This is a genomic window from Cryobacterium sp. 10I5 (assembly GCF_035019865.1).
Classification (GTDB): Bacteria; Actinomycetota; Actinomycetes; order Actinomycetales; family Microbacteriaceae; genus Cryobacterium; species Cryobacterium breve_A.
Genome location: NZ_JASJVI010000044.1, coordinates 1 through 17,306, shown reverse-complemented (window position 1 = coordinate 17,306; position 17,306 = coordinate 1). Strand labels below are relative to the sequence as shown.

Here is a 17,306-nt window from a genome sequence, read left to right as displayed (position 1 = left end):
ACGATCCCCGAGTACGCGGGGGGCGCATCCGCCGGGCGCGGCGATCGGTGGTTAGGGGATGCTCCAGTAGTACGCGGCGGCGCCCGGGTGCTTCACGGTGATCGCGTAGTCGACGGAGAGATAGTCGGTGTCGTCGGTGTGGCCGGCGTAGTAGATGACGATGTCGTCACCGCTGCCCTCGATGCGGGTCACGACGCCGGTGTGGTCGCGGTCGCCCGAGTTGTTCCAGTCGAACTGCACGACGTCGCCGACCTTGACCTGGTCGCGCTGCTGGTCGGTGAGAGCGGTCGCCCGGCCGGAGCTCGCGAGGTAGTTGCGGAACGCGGTCGAGCTGACCCAGGCGTTCGAGTGTGTGAAGGACGATCCGGTGCCCTTGGCCCACCAGCTGCCGTCCATGGCCCAGCCGCGCTGGATCAGGGACTGGCTGGTGAAGTTGACGCAGTCGTTGTCGGTGATGATGCCGTAGTCCGCCGTGTTGTAGTCGGTCCAGTGCGCGATCATGTAGTCGACCTGGGCCTGCACTCCCCCGGCCGAGGCCGCTGCGACCGGGGCGGGGGCCGCGGTCGCGGCGGGCGCCGGCGCCGGCGTGGGTGTCGCCGTGGCTACAGGCGCGGTGTCGACAGCGACGGGTGCACCGGCATCCGCCGGCGTCGCCCGGGGGGTCGCGGTGTCCGTTGCCGTGTCCGTCGGGATCGCCGACGCCGCGATCTCCGCACGCGCGGAGTCTGACTCGTCATTGCCCCATGATGCGACGGCTGCGGTGCCGATCACGAGAACGGCGAACGCGAGCGCTGCTGCGCTGATGCGAAAGCGTCGGGTGAACTGCACGAATTCCTCGTCTCGTTTGGGGGGGATACATCCAGATAATCACACTTGAAGGGGAAAAGCGGTCTCCACGCTATGAAGTGTCGCTGAATCGCCGGGCTAGGCGACGCTCCAGTAGCTCACCGTTCCGCCGGTGTTCGCGAGGGATTCCTCCACGGACTTGTCGAGGCTATCTTCGGTGTGACCCGCGTAATAGATGTGCGTTCCCGAGGCGTCCTTGACGACGCGGGTGACAATTCCGGTGTGGTCCTTGTCGCCGGAGCGGTCCCAGTCGAATTGCACGATGTCACCGACCTTGACCCGGTCGCTCTGACCTGCGGTGAGAGGCGTGGCGCGCTCGGGGTGAGCGGACAGGTACGCGGCGAACGCGGTCGAGCTCGACCAGGCGGTGCTGTATCCGGCGCCGGCCGGGCTGTACGACCACTCGGCGTCCATCGTCCAGCCGCGCGCGATCAACGACTGGCTCGTGAAGTTGACGCAGTCGTTGCCGCCGATGGAGCCGTAGACGGCCGAGTTGTATGAGCTCCAGTGGGCGCGCACATAGTCGACCTGGGCGGTGATGCGCGGGTCGGGGACGTACTGGAAGGTGAGCGCGCTCACGCTGGCTGCCGCGCTCACTGTGGCTGCGGCCTCGCCGGCCGTGGTGCCGGAGCCGGTGTTCGCGAGGGCGCCCGACGCGCTGCTCGGGACCGGGGTCGCGGCGGTGAGTGGGGCAGCGGCATCCACGAGGGGTGTGATCGCCTGCGACAGCGAGGCGACCGAAGACGCCTTCGCCGCTGCGGCTGCCGTCGCGGCCGCCGCGGCGGCGTTCGCGGCGTCCGCAGGGGTGCTCGCCACGGGAACGATCGCCCCGGTGCTGTCGACGAGCGAGACCGTCACCGAACCCGTGCCGTAGTCGGTCGACGCGGGCGTCGAGATCGTGACCGTCGTATCGGTCGCCGAGAGCACGGTGCCGGGATTGCCGCCGAAGCTCGCGGCTGACACGCCCGCGAGCCCGGAGCCGGTGACGCTCACGACCGTTCCTCCGGTGACGGGTCCGGCGGACCCGCCGTCGCCGGCACTCACCGCACTGTAGATCACGGGGCTCCCGGCCGCGACGTTCACGGCGGGCACGACGCTCGCCGGCACCGGTCGCGAGGCGGCGCGGGGCGCGGATGCCGCGGTGGCGGCCCCGGGGGACGCCTGGCTCGAGAGTGGCACGAAGAGGCCGAGGCACAGGCTGGCTGCTGCGGCCGTGCCGGCGAGCCAGATCAGCGGGCGGTGACCGGACGGTGCCTTCTCGAGGCGGTGTCGGGAGCGGACGGCGCCGAGGGGGTCGGTCGGCCGGGAATCGGCCGGTTGTGTGGGGCTGACGGGGTGGAGGGGCAGTGGATCTTCCCGGCGATGGCGGGAGCGGGCGGGACCTTCAGGACGTGTATGGGGGCGCACAAAATCGTTTCTGGACGGCGAACGGGGACCCGACATGCGAACACGCCCACATGCCAGAACCCTGTGCAGAGCCTCCGAAACCCATGCATGAGCCGGACCTAGGGATAGGTCGGGGCCGCCGGGAGACCGAAAAATTCCTCGAGGGTGGTCACGCCGTCCGTGTGCATTTCGGTCGAGAGATCGATGCCGATGTAACGGAAATGCCACGGTTCATACGCGTAGCCGGTCACGGCGACCTTGTCCGCCGGATAGCGGAGCAGGAAACCATACTTCCAGGCGTTGTGCGCGAGCCACGTGCCCTGCGGGGTCGCCCCGAAGCACGCTTCGAGGGAGCAATTCCCCGGCAGCGCGCTGATGTCGATCGCGAGGCCGGTCTGGTGTTCGCTCGTGCCCGGTCGGGCGGTGCTCGTGTCCGCGACGGCCTGCCCGTGGGCTGAGACGTCGTCGTTGTACACCGACACCTGGGTGGGATAGCTGCGGTAGGAGCTCTGCGATTGAAGTTGCAGCCCGGTCTCGGCCGTGAAGGCGGCGAACAGGGTCACGACGGCGTCGGATGCCTCCCGGCGCAGCTGCGGTTCCCAGACGTGCGGCACGGGTACGGCCACGAGGTCCGGCGGGGCGTAATCGGCCGGCTGAAGGGGGCGGTCCTTGTCGACGACGACCCAGATACTGGCCGGGTCATCGTGCGAACGCGCCGCCTTGTCGAAGCGCGGAACCAGGGCTATCGGGGTCGGCGATCCGGTCGGGGCCGGGCGCGCGGCATCCGTGGGTGTCGGCCGGTCACCGGGCGCGTGCGTCGCGGAAGCCCCCTGACCCGGCGTCGTTCCGGGCAGCGCCGTCGCGACGGTGGTCGGGACGTGAGTCGCGAAAAAACCGATCGCGACCGCCCCGCCGGCCACGAGAACGGCGGCGAGGGAGATGGCCGTGATTCGTCGCCGACCCATCCGGCGTGAGCCCCCCGCTTGTCCTTCTGTACGCACGCTCATGAGCCTAGTCCCGGGAGCGGCCCGATGAGCGTGCCGCACCACCCCCCAACGGCCGGGCCCGGGCCGAAAACCTGTTGAGGATTCCCTGCCCGTCGTGTAACTTTGCAGACGATGCAAACTCCTCCCGCTCCCGCCTCCTCGCCCGCCTCCGCTCCCCTGATGTCGCACCGGCAGATCCTGTTCGTCATCTTCGGCCTGATGGCCGGGATGTTCCTGTCGGCCCTCGACCAGACCATCGTCGGAACGTCGATGCGCACCATCGCCGACGACCTCGACGGCATGTCGCTGCAGGCGTGGGTGACGACCGCGTATCTCATCGTCTCGTGCATCAGCACGCCGATCTACGGCAAGCTCAGTGACATCTTCGGTCGCCGACCGCTGTTCCTGATCGCGATCACCGTGTTCCTGATCGGGTCCCTCCTCGCCGGGATGTCACACTCCATGTACGAGCTCGCGGTGTTCCGGGCCATCCAGGGTCTCGGCGCCGGCGGCCTGATGGCCCTGCCGCTCACGATCATGGGCGACATGCTCGCGCCGCGGGAGCGCGCCAAGTACCAGGGCTACTTCCTCGCCGTCTTCGGCATCTCGAGCGTGATCGGCCCGCTCATCGGCGGGGTCCTCTCCGGGGCGACGACGATCCTCGGCATCACCGGGTGGCGCTGGGTCTTCCTGATCAACATCCCGATCGGCATCGTCGCGCTCATCATCGTGATCCGCTTCCTGCACATCCCGCACTTCAAGCGTCCCGTGCGGATCGACTGGTGGGGAGCCGTCACGGTCATCGTCGCCGCCGTACCGTTGCTGCTCGTCGCCGAGCAGGGCCGCACCTGGGGCTGGTGGTCGTTCACCTCAGTCGCCTGCTACGTCACCGGCGTGCTCGGCATCGTGCTGTTCATCGTGGCCGAGCGGCTGATGGGCGACGACGCTCTCATCCCGCTCAAGCTCTTCCGGTCGGCGACGTTCTCGATGGCGACCGTGCTCGGCGTTTTCGTCGGTTTCGGAATGTTCGGCGCGATGATGACCGTCCCGCTCTATCTGCAGCTCGTCAACGGCGCCACCCCGACCGAGAGCGGCTTCATGATGCTCCCGATGATCCTCGGCCTGATGATCTCCTCGATCGTGAGCGGCCAGATCATCGCACGCACCGGCAAATACCGCGTGTTCCCTACGGTCGGCACCGCATTCATGGCCGGCGGGTTCTTCCTCTTCACCTTCGCGACCGCCGACAAGCCGGTCTGGTTCATGATGACCGGCATGCTCCTCGTGGGCCTCGGCCTCGGCCAGCTCATGCAGACGCTCACCATCGCGAGCCAGAACTCGGTCGGGCCGCGGGACATCGGCGTCGCGACATCCGCTTCGACGTTCTTCCGTCAGATCGGTGGCACGCTCGGCACCGCCGTGCTGTTCTCGGTGCTCTTCACCCGCATCCCGGACACCCTCGGCGCGGCATTCGGGAATCCGACGATCGTCGCGGGTGTCAAGGCGGCCGCCGCCGATCCCGCCGTGCTCGCCGACCCCGCCAACTCGGGCATCCTGGCCCTGTTGCAGAACCCGGCAGGGCTCGGCACGGCTCTCGACGGGGACACCTCGTTCCTGAACGCGGCGGACCCGCGGCTGTCGCAGCCGTTCCTCGTCGGCTTCAACGACGCCACGGTCACGGTGTTCTGGGTGAGCCTCGTCGTCGTGCTGATCGCATTCGTGCTGAGCCTGTTCCTCAAGGTCGATCCGCTCCGCAAGACGAGCGCCATGCAGGAGGCGGCCGACGAGCACGCCGCCGCACAGGCAACCGAGCGGTCCTCCGAGGCGATGATCGCCCAGCACGCCGCAGACACGATGGGCGCCCTCGTCGAGCCTGGACTCGACAGCGACGAATTCGAGCGCCCCGGCCGCGCCTGACCACGCCCCGAGCATCCGCTTGCCGGCGCGGTGAGGCGAGCGGATGCCGGGCGCGGGAATTTGTGAGGTCCCTGCGGCGTTGTCAAACAGATGCGTATTGTTATTGCAGGTGCCCACGGAAAGATCGCCCGGCTGTTGACCCGGAACCTCACTGCGGACGGTCACGAGGTGATCGGACTGATCCGGAACCCGACTCACGCGGAGGACCTCCGCACCGACGGCTCCACCCCGGTCGTGCTCGATCTCGAGTCCTCGACAGCGGCCGAGCTGGCGGCGGCCCTGTCCGGGGTAGACGTGGCCGTGTTCGCGGCGGGCGCAGGCGGGGGCAGCGGCGACGCGCGCAAGAAGTCCGTCGACCTCGGGGCATCCGTGCTGCTGGCCGATGCCGCCCAGGCCGCCGGAGTCCCACGCTTCGTGCAGGTCTCATCGACCGGGGTGGACCTCGTGCGCGGTGGGGCCGAGCCGGCCGAAGTACCCGAAGACATGCTCGCCTACCTTCAGGCCAAGCTCGCCGCCGAAGAGGATCTCGTGCGCCGCGACCTCACCTGGACTATCGTGCGCCCCGGCACCCTCACCGACGACCCGGCCACCGGGCTCGTCAGCCTCCAGCACACCGGACCGGGCATTCCCGAGGTACGCGGCACGATCCCGCGCGCGGACGTCGCGGCGGTGCTCGCCGCCCTCATCGCCTCGGGCTCCGGCGCCCTCGAAACCCTGTACCTGGTCTCCGGCCGCACGCCGGTCCCGTCCGCGGTCGCCGCGCTCGCCTGATCGGATCGAAAGTACACGAAAGCGGGTGAATCGTCGTTCTCGAACACTGAGAACGACGATTCACCCGCTTTCGCGTTTCTGGTCGGGCGACGATCAGCCCTTGACGGCGCCCGCCATGATGCCGGAGATGAGCTGCCTGCCGGCCAGGACGAACAGGATCAGCAGGGGCAGGGTCGCGAGCACGGCGCCGGCGAGCACGACGGAATAGTCCACGTACTTGGCGGACTGGAGCTGGCTGAGCGCGACCTGGAGTGTCGGGTTCTGCGGGGACACGATCATCGGCCAGAGGAAGTCGGTCCAGGCCATCATGAAGGTGAACAGCGACAGGATCGCCATCGCCGGTCGTGCCGCGGGAACGGCGACGTTCCAGAACGTCGTGATCATGTTCGCGCCGTCGACGCGGGCGGCCTCGATGAGCTCGTCGGGGATGACGTCGACGAGGTACTGCCGCATGAAGAACACACCGAACGCGGTGACGAGGGTCGGGATGATGACGGCACCGACGGTACCGGTCCAGCCGAACTGGCGCATCAGGATGAACAGCGGGATGATCCCGAGCTGGGTGGGAATCGCCATCGTCCCGACGACGAAGACCATCAGTCCATTGCTGCCGCGGAAGCGCAGCTTCGCAAAGGCGTAGCCGGCGAGCGTGGAGAACGAGACCACCGAGACCGTGATGATCGTCGACACCACGACGCTGTTGAGCAGCGCCTGCCAGAACGGAATCGTGTCGAAGACGGCAGCGACGTTGACCCAGAACTGTCCGCCCGGGAGGAGCGGCGGCCATTCCTGGCTCAAGACGGATGACGAGCTCGAGCCGACGACGACCGACCACCAGAGCGGGTACGCACCACCGAGGAACAGGGCGAGCAGGATGCCGTACGTGAGGAAACCGGGTCGTCTGTCGATCCCCAGGCCCTTGTGGCCCTTCATCCGTCCCGCGGGGTTCTTCTCGGCACGGGGCTTGACGAGCCGGGCCGGGCGAACCGGCTCGGTGGGAGTGGGGGTGAGTGTGCCGGTCATGATCTGGGCTCCTTCGCGCCGGAGGGAAGCGTGCTGGATGGAGGGGAATCAACGGGCATGCCCGCGGTGGATGCCGCCAGGGCTTCCTCCCGGTCGGCCGCGGCCTTGCGCCGGAGCACCCGTTTCGCGGACTTCACGTCCGTGCGGGAATCAGTGGTGGCGATGCGCTGAGAAATGAGGAAGTTCAGCACGCCGAACGCCACGATGATGATGAACAGGATGAAGGCGACGGCCGAGGCCTTGCCGAAGTTCTGCCGCTGGAACGCCATCTCCCATAGATAGAGCACGGTGGTCTGGAATTGCCGGTGGGCGCCGCCCGGCGTCGGGGTCGTCGCGTCGTACAGGCGCGGCTCCGTGAAGATCTGCAGGCCACCGATGGTGGCGGTGATGATCACGAAGATCATGGTGGGGCGGATGCTCGGCAGCGTGATCGAGAAGAACCTGCGGAAGAATCCGGCACCGTCGAGGGCAGCCGATTCGTGGATATCGCGCGGCACCGACTGCATGGCGGCGAGGAGGATGAGGGCGTTGTACCCGGTCCAGCGCCAGTTCACCATGCTCGCGATCGCGATGTGGCTGGGGAAGACATCCGTCTTCCACATGACCGGATCGACACCGACGAAGCTGAGGAGGTGGTTGATCATGCCGTTCTGCTCGCTGAACATGTTTGAGAAGATCAGGGCGACGGCGACCGGGGTCACCACGTACGGGATCAGGACGCTCATACGCCAGAAGGTCTTGGCTCGCAGGTTCTGGTCCAGGACCGCGGCGATGAAGGTCGCGGCGATCAGCTGCGGGATGCTCGAGAGCAGGAAGATGCTCATCGTGTTGAACAGCGAGTTCCAGAACAAAGGGTCGTTCAGCTCGGCGGCGTAGTTGTCGAAGCCGACCCACTCCCCCGGGCCGCTCAGCAGGTTCCACTTATTGAGCGACACCACGAAGGTGTACACCAGCGGGAACAGGCCGACGACGCCGAAGAGCACGAAGAACGGCGAGATGTACAAGTAGGGCGAGAGCTTCACGTCCAGGCGGCTGAGCCGATGTCTGTAGGTGAGGGCGCTCTTGCGACCGGTGCGGTCGGGCCGCGGCGGGCTGCTGAGTTCTGGTTCACGTGTGAGTGTCATGGTGGCTTTCTGCATTCATGCCGGGCCCTCCTGCGCCGGAGTGCGGCGTGGGAGGGCCCGGCAAGCGGATGCTGGCTACGTGCCTACTTGTTGACGATGAGCTGGTTGAACAGCGTCATGGCGTCTGACCAGGCCTTGTCGCCTGACGCGCCCTGATCGAGGGAGATCGTGGACGGTCCGAAGACCTTCTCCTGGATCGTGGAGTCATCCGGTCCCTTGTACTGGGCCTTCACGCCGTCGGCGCGCTTGCTCAGGATGGATGCGAGCGGTGCGTCGTTGAAGAACGCCGAGATGCCGGTCCCCGCGGCTAGTGCAGGATCGGTCTGGGCGGCCGTGACGCTCGGGAACGCACCTGCCGTCTGGAACTCGGCGACTTCCTGCTTGGCGTCGGTCAGCCAGGTGGCCAGTTCAGCGGCTTCCTTCGGGTGCTTCGACTGCGTCGGAACGGTCAGGAACGAACCGCCCCAGTTGGCGGCTCCTCCGGGGAAGACGTCGGCGAAGTCCCAGCCGGCCGTCGCGCCAACGGCGTCGCCGCCGGCGGTCTTGACCTGGCCCTGGACGACTCCGAGCATCCAGCCCGGGCACATGAAGGTCGCGAAGGTGCCGTCGGTGAACGACGTGCCCTTGTTCCAGTCCCACTGGCTCTGCTTGGCGGAGAGGCCGGCCGCGTTCGCGGCGGCGAGCTTCGTCCAGGCGGACTTCAGATCTGCGTTGTTCTCGACGTTGAGCTTGCCGTCCTTGGTGTAGTAACCCTCGGGGAGCTGGTTGACCATCGAGTTCCAGATGAAGCCGGACTGGTCGAACCACGCCTTGCCGGTTGCCTTCTGGTACTGCTCGCCCACTGCGAAGTACTTGTCCCAGGTGGAGCCGCTGCCCCCGAGCAGGGTCGCGACCGCGGCGCGGTCGGTCGGAAGACCGGCTGCTGCGAAGGCCTTGCTGTTGTAGCAGATGCCCTCCGGGCCGATGTCCGTGCCGTAGCCGATGATGCGGCCATCCTTGTCGGTGGCCTGGGCGACCTTCCACGACACCCAACGGTCCTTGACCGAATCGGCACCATAGGCCTTGAGGTCGGTGAACTGGCTCGAGACGTTCTGAATCGCGCCCAGCCAGCCTTCTTCGACGGCGAGGACGTCGGAGAGGCCGCTTCCTGCCGCGATCTTGGTGAAGGCATCCGTCTGGGCGTTGGCGCCGGTGTCGATGTTGTTCGCCTTGATGGTGATGCCGGGGTGCGAGGCCTCGTACTGTGCGTAGAGAGCATCCATGCCCATGGTGCCGAACGTCGTGACGGTCAGTTCGACCGGGGAGGCACCGGCTGAGGTGCCGGTTCCTGCCGATGAACAACCCGTCGCAATGAGGGCGAAGGATGCGGCGCAGGATACTGCTGCCCCGACCTTGGTGCGTCGTGAGAACTTCACTGTCACTCCTTTGTGTGCGTGTTTGTGCGTGTGTGTAAGGCGAGAAATGTGTGTTGCGAGCGACCGGCGCCCGACGAGTGGCTCTCAGCGAGAGGCACGCACCGACGTGGTGTGAGAGCGCTCTCATTTAGGGTATGAGAGCGCTCTCACTGATCAACGCAACACTAGGTCCTCCACCGAGTCCTTGTCAAGGCGACATGAGACCCGTTCGGTCGCGGCTTCGGGGAGAGCCCGCGCACGCCTCGGGACGGCGCCCTGGCCGCGGCGTACCAGCGGGTCGCGCGCACCCAAATAGAATGACCCCATGACAATGGGAGTCCGCAACGCGCGTCCGCCGCAGCCGACGCTCGAAATGGTGGCGGCTGAGGCCGGCGTGTCCCGCGCCACGGTTAGCCGGGTCGTCAACGGGTCGCCCAAGGTGCGGCCGGAGGTCGTCGTGTCCGTCACGGCCGCGATCGAACGGCTCAATTACGTGCCCAACCGCGCTGCCCGCTCACTGGCCAGCCGGCAGACCCAGTCGGTCGCCCTCGTCGTGCCTGAGGACATGACGAAATTCTTCGGCGATCCCTACTTCGCCGCCGTCGTGCAGGGCATCACCCAGCGTCTCGATGAGAGCGACTACACGCTCAACCTTCTGGTCGCCTCGACTGACCCGCGTCACAAGACCATGCGTTACCTGCGCGCGGGCAACGTCGACGGGGCGCTCGTCATCTCGCACCACACCGGGGACAGCTTCGTCGCCGACCTCGAATCCACAATGCCGGTCGTCTTCGGTGGGCGCCCCACCAATGACTCCGGCGCAAACAACTACTTCGTCGACGTCGACAACATCGCGGGCTCCATGAGCGGCGTCCAACACCTTGTCGACATCGGCAGGCGCCGGATCGGCACGATCACCGGGCCCGTCGACATGCCGGCAGGTATCGACCGCCTCACCGGGTTCCGCCGGGTGCTCGAGAACGCGGGCCTCGCGACCGATGCCGTCGAGCACGCCGACTTCACGGCCGCCGGTGCCGCAGCGGCCACCCGGCGCCTGCTCGAGCGCTGCCCGGACATCGACGCCCTCTTCGTGGCGAGCGACCTGATGGCGACCGGCGCGCTCGGCGTCCTCGCCGAGCAGGGCCGCGCCGTGCCCAGGGACATCGCGGTGGTCGCGTACGACGACAGCCCCGCTGCCATCTCGGGGCCGATCGGGATGACGACCGTGAGCCAGCCCTCGAAGGAGATGGGTTTCGCGATGGCGGACCTGCTCCTGCGCCTGCTCGCGGACGACGAGACCGTGCCGCACCGCAACATCATGCCGACGAGCCTCGTGCTGCGCGAGTCCGCCTGACCCGCTCCGCGGCATCCGCCCGCCCGCGCGCCCGCTCACGAGTTGCGTGAGGTGTCGCATATCGACGTTCCCGGCGCCCCGGAACCTCGATATGCGACACCTCAGCTGAGGGACGAGCGGGGTTTGGACGCGGTCAGGGGAGCTGGGGTGCGACCTCGCGGGCGATGAAGTCGAGGTGGTCCAGGTCGGCGAGGTCCATGATCTGGAGGTAGACCGTGTCGACGCCGGCCTCGGCGAGGGCTCCGAGGCGGTCGACGACCTCCGCGGCGGTACCGGCGAGGCCGTGCTCGCGCAGCTCGGCGGGCTCGCGGCCGACCGCGGAGGCACGACGCACGAACTCGGACTCGTCCCGCCCGGCGACCGCGATGAGCGCCACGGAGTAGTGCAACTCCCCCGGGTCCCGTCCGACCGCCGCGCACGCCGCCCGCACGCCGGCGAACTTGCCGGGGATGTCCGCGAACTCGGGGAACGGCAGGTTGAACTCGGTCGCGAACCGTGCCGCGAGGGCCGGGGTGCGCTTCGCCCCGCCGCCGCCGACGATCACGGGAACGCGCGCCTGGGCGGGCTTCGGCAGGGCCGGCGAATCGACGAGGGTGTAGTGCTCGCCGGTGAAACTGTACCGGCCACCCACCGGGGTCTCCCAGAGCCCGGTGACGATCTCGAGCTGCTCCTCGAGCATGCCGAAGCGTTTGGCGGGGAACGGGATCCCGTAGGCGAGGTGCTCCTTCTCGAACCAGCCGGTGCCGAGCCCGAGCTCGACCCGTCCGCCCGACATCTGGTCGACCTGGGCGACCTGGATCGCGAGGATCCCCGGCGCCCGGTAGGTCACCGAGGAGACGAGGGTGCCCAGGCGGATGCGGCTGGTCTCGCGGGCAAGTCCGGCGAGCGTCGTCCAGGCATCCGTCGGTCCCGGAAGTCCGCTGCCGCCCATGGCCAGGTAATGGTCGGAGCGGAAGAATGCGTCGAACCCGAGCGCCTCAGTCGCCTGCGCGACCGCGAGGATGTCGTCATAGCTGGCGCCCTGCTGGGGTTCTGTGAAGATGCGGAGTCTCATCCATTCAGTCTCCCAGACGGCCCGAATCGCCGCGCATTCATGCCTGAGGTGTCGCATATCGACGTTCGCAGGCCCCGCGAACCTCGATATGCGACACCTCATGCAGCGCGGCGGCCGAAAGTACGGGCCGCGTACCTGCGGGTCAGGACGCGTCGAGGAACTCGACCTCCGGCAGGGCGGCGAACCGGGTGCGCATCACCTGGATGGACTCCGGGTTCTGGTCGATGAGCAGGAAGCGGCGGCCGAGGGACTCGGCGACGGCGCCCGTCGTGCCGCTTCCGGCGAAGAAGTCGAGCACCCAGTCCCCCTCGCGGCTCGACGCCTGGATCATCCGCCGCAGGATGCCGACCGGCTTCTGGGTGGGGTAGCCGGTCTTCTCCTTGCCGGTCGGCGACACGATCGTGTGCCACCAGACATCCGTGGGCAGCTTGCCACGGGCGACCTTCTCCGGCGTGACGAGGCCGGGCGCCATGTAGGGCTCGCGGTCGACGGTCGTCGAGTCGAAGTAGTAGTGCTGGGGGTTCTTCACGTAGACGAGGATCGTGTCGTGCTTGGTCGGCCAGCGGTTCTTGGACTTCGCGCCGTAGTCGTATGCCCAGATCAGTTCGTTGAGGAAGCAGTCGCGGCCGAAGAGCGCATCGAGGAGCACCTTGGCGTAGTGCGCCTCTCGGTAGTCGAGGTGCAGGTAGAGGGTGCCGTCTTCGGCGAGGAGGCGCCAGGCTTCGATCAGCCTCGGTTCGAGGAACGCCCAGTAGTCCTCGAACTGGTCGTCGTAGCCGAGCAGGTCGCCCTTGATCCGCTCGTACAGCTGCCCCTTGAATCCCGTGATCGTGCCGGCCGCCGCCAAACCGCCCGCCCGGGGCGAAGTCACAGGGACCCCATTCCGGGGGACGGAGCCCAGGCCGGCTTCGGAGGGTGCTTCGCTCGCCGGGAGCACCCGCACGGACGTCGTCGTGCGCCGATTCTGCTTGCGACCGGTGTTAAAGGGCGGGTCGAGGTAGATCAGCGTGAACGCCCCCTCGGGGAGGGACGGCAGGATTTCGAGGTTGTCTGCACGGATGACACGGTTGGGGGAGGACGGGGACCACGCGGTTGGCATTCCCTCATTGTGTCAGTCGGCCTACTCTATGGGGATGACTACAGACTCCCCGACGACCGAATCGACGACGACTCCGGCGGATGCGACGACGCAGGATTCCGCGCAGCCCACCGTCCGGCACGAGCCGGCCCTCTCCCGGTACAGCCTGATGTTCGGGGAAACGACTGCCGGTTTCGCCGACTACGTGATCGAGGGCTCGCGGGTGCTCTTCACCCACGTCGAGGTCGACCCCCGGCACCGGGGCGAAGGCCTCGCGAGCATCCTCGTCGAACACGCCCTCGACGACATGCGGGAGCGCACCGACCTGACGGTCGTCGCGGTCTGCCCGTACGTCGTCGCGTGGATCGACAAGCACGCCGAATACCAGGACCTGCTGACCCGCGGCCAGTAGGGCGCGCTCGTCCCGCCGATTCGCGCGGACTCGCTGCCTCAGGGGACGCGGGCGATCCACTCGTCGGTGCCGAACTTGCTCGCCACGAGCGCCTCTGCCGCGGCGTATTCCGCCTCGGTGATGTCCCCGTCCACGGCTCCGTACAGGGACGTGAACGTCCGCTTCATCCTGTCGATGATCTCGGCACGGCTGAGGCCGGTCTGGCTGCGGAGCGGGTCGACCCGCTTGACGGCACTCGTGATGCCCTTGTCGCTGAGCTTTTCGCGACCGATGCGCAGCACCTGCACCATCTTCTCGCCGTCCATGTCATAGCTCATGGTCACGTGGTGCAGCACGGCACCGCTGCCGAGACGCTTCTGCGCGGCACCGCCGATCTTGCCGGTCGGGCTCGTGATGTCGTTGAGCGGCTGGTAGTGCGCGTCGATGCCCAGCGAGCGCAGCGCAGTGAGCACCCACTCGTCGAGGAACGCGTAGGAATCGGCGAAAGTCATGCCCTGCACGAGCGCGGCGGGGGCGTAGATCGAGTACGTGATGACCGAGCCGGCTTCCATGAACATGGCGCCGCCGCCGCTGATCCGGCGGACGACGGTGAAGCCGTGGGCTGCAGCCTGCTCGGCGTCGACCTCGTTCCGGAGCGACTGGAAGCTGCCGATGACGACGGCGGGCTCCGTCCACTCCCAGATCCGCAGCGTCGGATTGCGCCGGCCCTCGCCGACCTCGATCGCGAGCACCTCGTCGAGCGCCATCTGCATCACCGGCGGCACGGCCTTGGAGTGCACGAGCTGCCAGTCGTAGTCGCGCCAGGTACTCGCCTGCGCGAGCGACCTGCGGATCGCAACCGCGACCGCCTCCGGCGAGAAACCGAGAAGCACCGCCTGGGCGGGCAGGGCCGCGCGCACGGCGGCGGCCAGGCTCGCGGCATCCGTGCTCGCGGGGAGGCCGGTCACGGCCGCATTGATCGCCCCGAGGGCGTCGTCGGGCTCGAGGAAGAAGTCCCCCGCGAGCCGGAAATTGATGATCGTGTCGTCGACGACGTCCAGGTCGACGACCACGAGCTTGCCACCGGGGACCTTGTATTCACCATGCATGAGGCCAGCCTAACCGTCGATTCCACCGACCCCAGGGGGTAACTGACTATCGAGCCAGCCGATCAGATCGGCGAAGACCTCTGCGCGGTTCGTTTCGTTGAACACCTCATGCCGTGCACCGGGATATACCACGAGGCGAATGTCACGCAGTCCTGAGCGACGCGCGTATGCGTCCTTGAGCATGGTCGCACTGCGCTCCCCACCGACGGTGTCGTCGCCGCCGACCAGGATCAGGAGCGGAAGGTCGGGCGGAAGTCCGCGGGCCGGCCGGCCGAAGAGTCGGGCGGCCTCCCGCAGGCCGAAGAGCTTCGCGAGGGGGGTCGTTGTAGTGAGCGGGTCGGCGACGAAGGCCTCCGCGACCGCGGGATCGCGGCTGAGCCATTCGACGCCGGTCGTTCCGAGGTGCTTGTGCCGGGCGTTGAGGTCACCGCCGTTGAGGTAGCCCGGCCAGCGGTAGGCGGTTCCGGTCAGGACGACCGCGGCATAGTCATCCGCATGGTCGTTCACGATCATCTGCGCCATGAACGAACCCCAGCTGTGCCCGAGCAGGACGAGGGGCAGGTCCGGGTGTTCCGAGCGGATGATGCCGGTCAGCTGGTGCACGCCCGCGACGGCCGCACGGAGCCCACCAGGGCCGAGGCGCCCGAGCCGGGACGCGTCCCCCGCGTACTGCCGCAGCCCGGTCCGGCCGTGGCCGCGATGGTCGTCCGCATAGACGGTGTAGCCGGCCTCGTTCAGCCGTCCGACGAGCTCGGTGTAGCGGTTGGCGTGTTCACCGACCCCGTGCACCACCTGGACGATGGCGCGCGGGCGCGGCACGTCCCAGACGTAGTACTCGAAGGCGACGCCATAGTCATCCGTGTAGGTGGGCACGCCGCCAGTCTGGCAGAACGGATACGCCCCGCGGGGACAGAATTCCGGGAATACTTAGCATCGCTAAACGGTTACACTGTTGTGCTATGGAATCCATGCTCGAACCGGCCGTGTCCCCGCCGGACACCCACGCCGGCCACCGGCCGACCATTGCCGAACTCAGCCATGACTTCCGGGTTGCCAACGGCCGTCTCGCGCGCCGGTTGCGCCAGGAGAAGGCCGACAACGAACTGAGCGCAAGCCAGTTCTCCGCGCTCGGCTCGCTCTTCTTCAACGGCCCATTCACCCTCCGCGAACTCAGCGAGCACGAGCGCGTGACACCGCCGTCGATGAGCCGGACCGTCGCCGCGCTCGTCGCGGCGGGCCTCGTGCACCGGGCGGGTTCGACAGACGACGGTAGAAAGATCATCCTGACGGTGACCGACTCCGGCCGGACGCTCATGCACGAGACCCGCAATCGCCGGGATGCCTGGCTCGCCGTGCGCATCGACCGGCTCAGCCCCGAGCAGCGCACGGTGCTCTCCGCGGCCATCACGGTCATGAAGGAGCTCACCGACAGTTGAGTGCCATGTTCCGCTCCCTGAGCGTCCCGAACTACCGGATCTGGTTCGCAGGCGCCCTGGTGTCGAACGTCGGAACCTGGATGCAGCGCACGGCCCAGGACTGGATCGTCCTGACCATGCTCACCGACCACAACGCGACGGCGGTCGGCATCGTGATGGCCCTGCAGTTCGGACCGCAACTCCTGCTGATGCCCTGGTCCGGCCTCATCGCCGACCGGTTCAACCGGCGCAAGCTGCTGATCGCGACCCAGAGCCTCATGGGCGTGCTCGCGCTGGGGCTCGGCCTGATCGTCGTGACCGGCGTCGCCCAGCTCTGGCATGTCTATCTCTTCGCGCTCGGCCTCGGTGTCGTCGCGGCCATCGACTCTCCCGCCCGCCAGACCTTCGTCTCCGAGCTCGTACCAGACAGCAACCTCTCCAACGCGGTCGCACTGAACTCGGCGTCCTTCAACGGCGCCCGCCTGATCGGCCCGGCCGTCGCCGGCCTCCTGACGGTCGCGGTCGGCGCCGGCTGGGTGTTCCTGATCAACGCCGTCACCTTTGCGGCGACCGTGTTCGCGATGACCCTGCTGCACACGAGCGAGCTGCGGTCGCAGCCGCGGGCCCCCCGGAAGCGCGGCCAGCTGATGGCCGGCTTCCGCTACGTCTCGCATCGGCCAGACATCATCGTCGTGCTGATCGCCGTCTTCCTGATCGGCACGTTCGGGCTCAACTTCGCGATCTTCACGGCGACCATGGCGACGATCGAGTTCCACATGGGCGCCGGCGAGTTCGGGCTGCTCAGTTCCATCATGGCGATCGGCTCCGTGGCCGGCGCGCTGCTCTCGGCACGCCGCAGTCGCCCCCGCCTGCGCCTCGTGGTCGCCGGCGCCGCGCTGTTCGGGCTGTCCTGCGGGATCGCCGCGGTGATGCCGACGTACCTGAGCTTCGCGGTCTCGCTCGTGTTCGTCGGGCTGTTCTCACTCACCCTGATGACGACCGCGAACGCCTATGTGCAGACCACCACGAAGCCGGCCATGCGCGGGCGGGTGATGGCGCTCTACATGGCCATCTTCGCCGGCGGCACTCCCCTCGGCGCCCCGTTCGTCGGCTGGGTGGCCGACCAGTTCGGCCCGCGGTGGGCGCTCGGCGTCGCGGCGCTGTCGGGCGTCCTGGCCGCTGGGGCCATGCTGTTCTGGCTGATCAGGTATCGCAGCCTGCGGGTGCGATACCGCCGCAGCGAGCTTCCGCATGTCCTGGTGCGCCACGACGGAGACGGACTCGACCCCGCCCCGATCGACCGCGAAACCGCCACCCGCGAGATTGCGATCATCGAGGCGACCCGCTAGCTCCGCCCGCGCACCGCAGCAGTGTCGTGCGCCAGGGCACGGCCGTGTGCTCGCTCCCGGCCGCAACCGGGGCGAGCGGATGCCGGGAGCCCGGCCCTCGGCATCCGCT

Annotated in this window: 16 protein-coding genes; 6 read left to right on the top strand and 10 right to left on the bottom strand. The window is 67.9% G+C overall.

The window, feature by feature from the left end; genetic code table 11:
- Positions 1 to 51: 51 nt before the first annotated feature.
- From QN350_RS11980 to QN350_RS11970, 3 genes are all read right to left on the bottom strand, one after another.
- Complete coding sequence (locus QN350_RS11980; RefSeq protein WP_323516444.1) at positions 52 to 828, bottom strand: amidase domain-containing protein; 777 nt, start codon at positions 826 to 828, stop codon at positions 52 to 54.
- Between the two features lie 96 nt (positions 829 to 924).
- Complete coding sequence (locus QN350_RS11975; protein WP_323516442.1) at positions 925 to 2,253, bottom strand: amidase domain-containing protein; 1,329 nt, start codon at positions 2,251 to 2,253, stop codon at positions 925 to 927.
- A gap of 98 nt (positions 2,254 to 2,351) precedes the next feature.
- Positions 2,352 to 3,197, bottom strand: coding sequence for a M15 family metallopeptidase (locus QN350_RS11970; RefSeq protein WP_323516438.1), 846 nt, complete (start codon positions 3,195 to 3,197; stop codon positions 2,352 to 2,354).
- Positions 3,198 to 3,350: 153 nt separating this feature from the next.
- On the opposite strand from QN350_RS11970, the gene QN350_RS11965 reads away from it, so the two are divergent.
- Together QN350_RS11965 and QN350_RS11960 are read left to right on the top strand one after the other, a co-directional pair.
- Positions 3,351 to 5,135: an MDR family MFS transporter gene (locus QN350_RS11965; RefSeq protein ID WP_322138362.1), complete on the top strand. Its 1,785-nt coding sequence runs from the start codon at positions 3,351 to 3,353 to the stop codon at positions 5,133 to 5,135.
- A 90-nt stretch (positions 5,136 to 5,225) separates the two neighbouring features.
- Positions 5,226 to 5,906, top strand: coding sequence for an NAD(P)-binding oxidoreductase (locus QN350_RS11960; RefSeq protein WP_323516434.1), 681 nt, complete (start codon positions 5,226 to 5,228; stop codon positions 5,904 to 5,906).
- Between the two features lie 93 nt (positions 5,907 to 5,999).
- Here the strand turns inward: QN350_RS11960 and QN350_RS11955 are convergent, their stop codons facing one another.
- The 3 genes from QN350_RS11955 to QN350_RS11945 all read right to left on the bottom strand — a co-directional run bounded on the left by QN350_RS11955 (position 6,000) and on the right by QN350_RS11945 (position 9,468).
- Positions 6,000 to 6,839, bottom strand: coding sequence for a carbohydrate ABC transporter permease (locus QN350_RS11955; RefSeq protein ID WP_322140355.1), 840 nt, complete (start codon positions 6,837 to 6,839; stop codon positions 6,000 to 6,002).
- Between the two features lie 86 nt (positions 6,840 to 6,925).
- Positions 6,926 to 8,053, bottom strand: a complete 1,128-nt coding sequence (locus QN350_RS11950; RefSeq protein ID WP_323516432.1) for a sugar ABC transporter permease — start codon at positions 8,051 to 8,053, stop codon at positions 6,926 to 6,928.
- Positions 8,054 to 8,136: 83 nt separating this feature from the next.
- On the bottom strand, positions 8,137 to 9,468 hold the full coding sequence (locus QN350_RS11945; protein ID WP_323516430.1) for an ABC transporter substrate-binding protein: 1,332 nt from the start codon (positions 9,466 to 9,468) through the stop codon (positions 8,137 to 8,139).
- Between the two features lie 304 nt (positions 9,469 to 9,772).
- On the opposite strand from QN350_RS11945, the gene QN350_RS11940 reads away from it, so the two are divergent.
- Positions 9,773 to 10,801: a LacI family DNA-binding transcriptional regulator gene (locus QN350_RS11940; protein WP_322138366.1), complete on the top strand. Its 1,029-nt coding sequence runs from the start codon at positions 9,773 to 9,775 to the stop codon at positions 10,799 to 10,801.
- Between the two features lie 133 nt (positions 10,802 to 10,934).
- Here QN350_RS11940 and QN350_RS11935 read toward each other — a convergent pair whose 3' ends face one another.
- On the bottom strand, positions 10,935 to 11,855 hold the full coding sequence (locus QN350_RS11935; RefSeq protein ID WP_323516428.1) for an LLM class F420-dependent oxidoreductase: 921 nt from the start codon (positions 11,853 to 11,855) through the stop codon (positions 10,935 to 10,937).
- A 142-nt stretch (positions 11,856 to 11,997) separates the two neighbouring features.
- Positions 11,998 to 12,954 (bottom strand): DNA-methyltransferase, encoded by a 957-nt coding sequence (locus QN350_RS11930; RefSeq protein ID WP_323516426.1) that lies wholly within the window; start codon positions 12,952 to 12,954, stop codon positions 11,998 to 12,000.
- Between the two features lie 34 nt (positions 12,955 to 12,988).
- On the opposite strand from QN350_RS11930, the gene QN350_RS11925 reads away from it, so the two are divergent.
- Positions 12,989 to 13,345 (top strand): GNAT family N-acetyltransferase, encoded by a 357-nt coding sequence (locus QN350_RS11925; protein ID WP_281533449.1) that lies wholly within the window; start codon positions 12,989 to 12,991, stop codon positions 13,343 to 13,345.
- A 38-nt stretch (positions 13,346 to 13,383) separates the two neighbouring features.
- On the opposite strand, the gene QN350_RS11920 is transcribed toward QN350_RS11925, so the two are convergent.
- Both QN350_RS11920 and QN350_RS11915 read right to left on the bottom strand, forming a co-directional pair.
- The gene (locus tag QN350_RS11920; protein ID WP_323516425.1) at positions 13,384 to 14,433 is read right to left on the bottom strand and encodes a biotin/lipoate A/B protein ligase family protein; all 1,050 of its coding nucleotides are present in this window, start codon (positions 14,431 to 14,433) and stop codon (positions 13,384 to 13,386) included.
- 9 nt (positions 14,434 to 14,442) lie between these two features.
- On the bottom strand, positions 14,443 to 15,306 hold the full coding sequence (locus tag QN350_RS11915; protein ID WP_322138375.1) for an alpha/beta fold hydrolase: 864 nt from the start codon (positions 15,304 to 15,306) through the stop codon (positions 14,443 to 14,445).
- A gap of 86 nt (positions 15,307 to 15,392) precedes the next feature.
- Here QN350_RS11915 and QN350_RS11910 point away from each other — a divergent pair, with 86 nt between their 5' ends.
- Positions 15,393 to 15,869 (top strand): MarR family winged helix-turn-helix transcriptional regulator, encoded by a 477-nt coding sequence (locus QN350_RS11910; protein ID WP_323516423.1) that lies wholly within the window; start codon positions 15,393 to 15,395, stop codon positions 15,867 to 15,869.
- Between the two features lie 5 nt (positions 15,870 to 15,874).
- The gene (locus tag QN350_RS11905) at positions 15,875 to 17,197 is read left to right on the top strand and encodes an MFS transporter (RefSeq protein WP_322140356.1); all 1,323 of its coding nucleotides are present in this window, start codon (positions 15,875 to 15,877) and stop codon (positions 17,195 to 17,197) included.
- The last annotated feature ends 109 nt before the right edge of the window (positions 17,198 to 17,306 follow it).